This window comes from Okeania sp. SIO2F5, assembly GCF_010692685.1.
GTDB classification, from domain to species: Bacteria; Cyanobacteriota; Cyanobacteriia; order Cyanobacteriales; family Microcoleaceae; genus Okeania; species Okeania hirsuta.
In genome coordinates this window covers 1-6,219 of sequence record NZ_JAAHGU010000036.1, presented here as the reverse complement: position 1 = coordinate 6,219, position 6,219 = coordinate 1, and the positions used below count along the sequence as shown (strand labels likewise).

Below are 6,219 nucleotides of genomic sequence, written 5' to 3'. Positions count from 1 at the left end.
AATCTCCTAATAAAGCTATTCTTAATCCATTTTCAGGTTGAGTTTTACTACGTTCATAATCACGAAACCCTCCACTATTCATTTTTAATTCTGAAGGTATACCTTCTCCTGTCCAAAATGCTGTAGCGTTAGGATTTCCTGCCCAACCTCGATTTGGATCTTTTGCTGTATATAAAAGTTCTTGATTAGAGTCTTCTCTTGGTGGTCGAGGAGTTTCTATTTTTGCTATTCTTAGACCTATTTCACCTACTGTTACAGCAAATATTAATGTGCTGACTGTTAATCCTAAATTGATGGCTAAATTCTGAAGTTTTTTCATTATATTTAGGTTAGTTGAGCAAGAGATTATTCTTAGTTTTAGTATTGACAATAAGTTAAGTTAAAAACCAAGTTACATATAGTATCTGAAAGTATAAACAATTGGGGTAATTTTCTAATTTATGGAGATACAGTAGAGAAACTTTTTTCACTCATATCAAATTTTAATAATTAGTTATTGTAGGTCATTGTGGCTAGAACTGAGTGGAAGGAAGCAATCTTGAAAATCCCTGAGATTACTTCCTATCGTCCCAATGACCACTTTTCAGCCGGATTATATCCACATACATAGGGTTTGCGCTCAAAAGTCTTTTAGTAGGGGTAGGAGACAACCCACCCCTAACCCCTCCCAGGAGGGGAGAAATGGGAATGAGTGAGGAGGTAGGAGTAACAATTGTCCCAAGATTGTTCTGCCCAACTATGAGCGTAAAATACGCTCCTTTTTGAGCGTTTTAGACTAAAACAAGCGCACTCCTTGGGAATCTCAGAAGGCTAAAACCTTTATCTGTCAATGCTTTGATCGTTAATCAGCAAACCATACATATATATAGATAAGCATGAAAAAAAATGTAGGGACTTTCCACAGAACATCCCTACAATTCTTTGATAAAAGGTTTAAAGCCTTAAATTTTGTTTCTCTTCTCCTAAACTAAACCATCTGTACCAGCAGCAAGTGCCCAGAAACCAACAAACTCGTCTCGATAGTTTAGGGTGTTAAGCACTAGCTGTCTATTGCCCACGTAAAAATTTTTGAGTTACAAGTCGGCAGTGGAATAGAGGCAATACAGGAAAAAGATTGAAAAATATAGCACTACGCAAATAGGTTAGGATATTGATAAATCCTCAAACTCAATTAGGGATTACTTCTGACTTGTGACTTCTAACTTCTGACTTGCGCGTAGCGCTATACTCCCTTACTCTCCTACTTTTAAGATTAGAATCAGATTTTTCCCATCATTAAATCTTTCCATCTATCTCTCCTAGGGTGGAAAATCACAAACATTTTCATTTTATGAAGCTCATGAAAAAATCGGCGGCTCAAAGGATTTTCGGTTCCACCCTCACAATTTTTGTGATATTATAAATGTTATTAGGGGTTGTTCGTACCTACGCATGACTTTTTATTCAACTAAAATTCCTGACTGAGACACAATCAAATATTCAGGCTTTTTTCCCAGGAGAAATACTAGAAATATTGTCATTTTGTGAAGCTCATAGAAATGCTTGTTTTTCCCATCATCAAATCTTTACCTTCTATCTCTCCTCAGTAGAAAACCACAAACAGTTTCATTTTATGAAGCTCATGAAAAAATCGGTGGCTCAAAGGATTTTCGGTTCCACCCTCACAATTTCTGTGATATTATAAATGTTGTTGGGGTTTGTTCGTACCTACGCATGACTTTTTATTCAACTAAAAATAGTATATTTGTCTGAGCGATCGCGAATTTTGTACAAAAGTCGTCATTGCGACAATAGGAAGCAATCTCGCACCACCCCTAAAATTGCTTCCTTCCACTTCGTTTCAGTGGCAATAAAGTAACTAATCATCATGAATTTGATATAAAATTCTGACTTCTAACTCCTAACTCCTGACTCCTAACCGCCATATTTCTCGCACAAATAATTTCCCATTATTTCCCCTACCAATTTATGACCTTCTACATTCCAATGACCTCCACAGGGGAGTGCATTATCAAAACCATGTAAACACTTACCTGTTTTTTTAGCCTCATCCCAAATAGGTCCAGCTAAATTATAAACTGGTATATTTTCCTCTTTCCCAAAATTTTTTAGTCTAATATCTGGGTAAAATAAATTTGACACATTTAAAATTTTTTTCAAGTTATCGCGCTCTTGAACATCGGGAAGTACTTGAGAAGAATGACTAACTGTTATCAGCATAAAATCTGCCTTTTTTTCATATACTTCATCTCGCATTAACTTAATTAAACCCTCAGTTACATCCCAAGCTTTTTCCCAATCAGAATTGGGTTTTGGTTCTTTATAAAAATCTATATTAATTGCATTGTAATCCCGATTATACTGACGGCGTTTAGCATCAATATCTACCTTTCTAATTAACTGTAGAATTCGAGAATTTTTTATTAACCAATATGGCAAAAAATCTACCATAGAAAAAGCATAACGATTTCTCTGCCAAAACTTCAAATTTCGGAATGACATATCTGCCACGAGTTGCCCATATTGGTAAACAAAATAAGGGCGTAAATGGTCATGTTCTAGACCGCGATAATTGTTACTAAGATCGTTACCTGGATAAAAAGCTAATATGACTAAATCTGGTTGATAATCCCAAACATGATGCCTTAAAGTCATTAATTGTTGTGCTGTTCCATAACCATTTACCCCAAAATTAATTACTTCTACTTTTCGGTTTTTCAACACAGGGCATTGTTGTAGTTTTTCTGCCATTATTGCACCATAAGTATCTTCTAATTTGACATTAAGTGCTTCTGTAAAAGAATCTCCCAATAAAGCAATTCTCAATCCATTTTCTGGTTTATTTTTACTCCGTTCATAATCGCGAAATCCTCCACTATTCATTTTTATTTCAGAAGGGATACCCTCTTCCTGCCAAAATGCTTTGCCATTAGGTTTTCCTCCCCAACCTCTGTACATATCTTTGAAAGAATGGAGAGGATTTTGATCTCCATCTATTTTTAGCGCCGGATGCTCAATTCCTGCTATTCTTAATCCTATTTCACTTACTGTCAGAGTAAATATTAATGTACCCAATGTTAATCCTAAATTGATAGCTAAATTCTTGAGTTTTTTCATTAAATTGGAGATTTATTAGTTAATAAAAAGTCTTTTGGTAAGGGTAGGAGTCAGGAGTCAGGAGAAATGGGAATTATATAGAACCCTTAACCGTATCTTTTAGCTCTCTCCAGAAAAGAGGGAGTAGGGAGTAGGGAGTAGGGAGTATGGGGGAAATAATTGATGATTTATCTACAATAATTGATTTTATTTTTGATGATTGGAAATGTATTTTCAGGAAAAGATATATGCTTAAGTTAAGTAATAAGAGCGTACGCCTAAATTTTTAGAGATGCCACTCAGGGGTTCTATAAAATCTGGTATTGTCAGTATAAATAAAGCATATTATTCCGGGTTTATATGAAATGCTTACTATACTGAAATCTGTCTCCTGTCTCCTGTCTCCTACCCCTACTAAAAGACTTCCATAAGCAAACCCTCATTAGCTGTTTACTACCCCCCTCTCTCCTCACACTCCCCACACTTCCCACACTCCCCTATATAGCAGTCGAAGCAAAGGTTAGGAAATTTATAAATGCTCAAACCTAGACAGGGATTACTTTTGACTTTTAACTTTTGACTTTTAACTTTTGACTTTATAACTTTTAACTTTTAACTTTTAACTTTTAACTTGCGCGTAGCGCGTAGCGCTATAACCTTTTACATAAATTTTCAGCAATAATTTCTCCTGCTAATTTATGCCCTGTAGCATTCCAATGTCCCGTACACATTGTCGTATTTTTAAACCCATGAACACAAACCGGATTTTCCCGAACATAATCATCAAAAGGTTCGACTAAATCAATCACAGAAAAATTATAAGTTTCTCCTAAATTTTGCAGTCTTTTTGTCGGATATGACCAGTCTTGAATATTCATAATTTTCATATACCCTTCTCGCCATTCTTGATTTGGATGAACTCGCATCGGAGTCATCACTTTAGCTACTTTAAATTCTGCACCTTTTTCTTGTACTTCTTTTGCCATAGTTCCGATTAGTTCATCAGTAATTTTCCAAGCTTCTTGCCAAGCAGAATTTGGCGGTTCTCTAAAATTATTAGCTTGTAAATTTTCAAAATGTCTGGCAGCATTTCTCTTCCTTTGATCTGCCTCTACTTTTTTGATAATTTGTAAAATTCTGACATTATTTACTAGCCAAGTTGGTAATTTATCGACTGTAGTAATCATGTAGCGGTTTGCTTGACTAATAGTTAGTTCTCTAAAAGATAAATCTAATTCTAACTTCCCATTTTCATAAACAAAAAAAGGTCGATAATGATTATTTTCTAACTGTCGAGAATTATCAGTAACATCATTGCCAATAAAAAAAGCTAAAAGCACAATATCCGGCTGAAAATCCCATACTTTTTCTCGGAGAGTTAATAATTGTTGGGCAGTTCCATAACCATCCACTCCAAAATTAATTACCTCTACTTTTTGACTTTCTAAATTAGTACATTTTCCCAATTCCTTCTGCATTACTGCCACAAAAGTTTGCTGATAAGAAACCTGCACTGCTGAAGTAAAAGAATCCCCAAGTACAGCAATTCTTAGAGTATTTTCTGGTTTTGCTTTAGTAATTTCCGGTCCTCTAAGACCATGACTATTAAACTCTAAATAAGCCTTTCCTTCGCTCGTCCACCAACCAGAAACATTACCTCTATATTCCCAACCTCTAACCGGATGAGGAATAGTATGAAATGTAGGATAAAATTCTGCATGGGTACTTTCCGACATTTTTTTTAAACCCTCCAAACCAGCAATTCTTGCTCCTACTTCAGCGATCGCTATCCCAACAAATAAACTGGCGAAAATCATACCTAAATTTACCACCAAAGTTTTTAGTTTAATCATCCTCTCAGCTATAATTTTTTTGTATTTTGATCCTGTAGATTGGGTTGAGGAAAATTAGCAGAGTTTATCCTGGGGATAAACCCAACTTTTCAGTTATCAGTTATCAGTTAACAGTTATTAGTACCTGTAACTAAAACCTTCTGCTAGAAATGTAAAGTTAACTAGCTATTAGCTTTTACCATTTCCATACCGGAATGCTCCGCAAACAGCTAGCCTCTTGCAGAGGAACTCCGTTAACAGCTTTTAGAAGCTCTGGTTTAAATCCCCAGTTTCTATAAACCGAAAGGTGCGTGGAAGAGTAACAGTCCCCTTCTAAACGTTTACTGCTGACTGCTGACTGCTGACCGCTGACCGCTTTTTTAAACGTCAAATTAAAACAAAGTATAAATAAACGGTGCAATTACAGAAGATTGACTCAGAACAATCAAAGCTCCTAACAAAACTAAAGTAATAATCAAAGGTAATAACCAATATTTTTTCCGCTCTCCCATAAAACCCCAAAGGTCTTTGAGAAAGTCTAATATTCCTTCAAACATTTAAAAAGGTCGCTCCATACTTTCTCTAGTTTTTAATTGACTCATCACCCGATAAGTTGAAGTTTCAGTATTCAATTGTCGTTCCATTGGGTCTTTTTTAAACATTCGCATAATCAAACCCATTGGCATAACTACAAGATAAAATACTAACCCCATCCATAGGGGAGTCATTATTTTACTCAGGAAAATTCCCACCCGCATCCAAAACTTATAAACAGGTCCCAAAGTTGGGGGTGAAACAATTGCCAATACCAATAGAGGAGTAGCAATTATCCAAGGCCATGCAGGAGGAGGCCAATGTCTGTGGAGTAACGGTAGTAATAGACCGAATAAACCGCCAAAAACACCACCCACTATTAGACCAAATTCCCTGAGACCCTTCTTATCAATTTTCGGTATCTCGCGATCGCTCATTAGTTATGCATAATCAATATTTCGTTAACTTTTAACTCCTAGCAGAAAAGTTATCAAAAGTCAATATAAGTTGGGTAGAACGGTAGTGATGCCCAAAAGCCTTAAACACTGGTCACCCAGTAAGCTTTTTCAGCGTTCTAGACTCAAACCGGGCACTTTTTTCCACCCTAAGATAGAAATGAACTATATGTAGATTTGTTTGCTGGGTTGCCTTGCGGTAGCTGGATTCGATTTAGTATCTATAAATTGCACAGAATCAAAAGTATTAATCCACAGATGAGCGCCACAACTTGCTGGTTTGTAAGGTCGATAGACTATTT

The 6,219-nt window shown here is 35.9% G+C and carries 4 protein-coding genes and 1 pseudogene; all 5 read right to left on the bottom strand.

Annotated elements, in window-relative coordinates:
- Window positions 1–319 (bottom strand): annotated as a pseudogene (locus F6K27_RS14195) (SGNH/GDSL hydrolase family protein); the annotation flags it as partial.
- A gap of 1,595 nt (window positions 320–1,914) precedes the next feature.
- Window positions 1,915–3,117 (bottom strand): SGNH/GDSL hydrolase family protein, encoded by a 1,203-nt coding sequence (locus tag F6K27_RS14190; protein ID WP_287276747.1) that lies wholly within the window; start codon window positions 3,115–3,117, stop codon window positions 1,915–1,917.
- A 629-nt stretch (window positions 3,118–3,746) separates the two neighbouring features.
- Complete coding sequence (locus tag F6K27_RS14185) at window positions 3,747–4,949, bottom strand: SGNH/GDSL hydrolase family protein (RefSeq protein WP_287276744.1); 1,203 nt, start codon at window positions 4,947–4,949, stop codon at window positions 3,747–3,749.
- A gap of 371 nt (window positions 4,950–5,320) precedes the next feature.
- Window positions 5,321–5,485, bottom strand: a complete 165-nt coding sequence (locus F6K27_RS14180) for a DUF5989 family protein (protein WP_192901158.1) — start codon at window positions 5,483–5,485, stop codon at window positions 5,321–5,323.
- A complete protein-coding gene (locus tag F6K27_RS14175) occupies window positions 5,486–5,899 on the bottom strand; it encodes an SxtJ family membrane protein (RefSeq protein ID WP_124146027.1) in 414 nt (137 codons plus the stop codon).
- Window positions 5,900–6,219: the final 320 nt, after the last annotated feature.

Excerpts from the sequence above, each read along its gene's own strand:
- F6K27_RS14180 (WP_192901158.1), bottom strand. The coding sequence starts at position 5,485 with ATGTTTGAAGGAATATTAGACTTTCTCAAAGACCTTTGGGGTTTTATG.
- F6K27_RS14190 (WP_287276747.1), bottom strand. The coding sequence starts at position 3,117 with ATGAAAAAACTCAAGAATTTAGCTATCAATTTAGGATTAACATTGGGT.
- F6K27_RS14175 (WP_124146027.1), bottom strand. The coding sequence starts at position 5,899 with ATGAGCGATCGCGAGATACCGAAAATTGATAAGAAGGGTCTCAGGGAA.
- F6K27_RS14185 (WP_287276744.1), bottom strand. The coding sequence starts at position 4,949 with ATGATTAAACTAAAAACTTTGGTGGTAAATTTAGGTATGATTTTCGCC.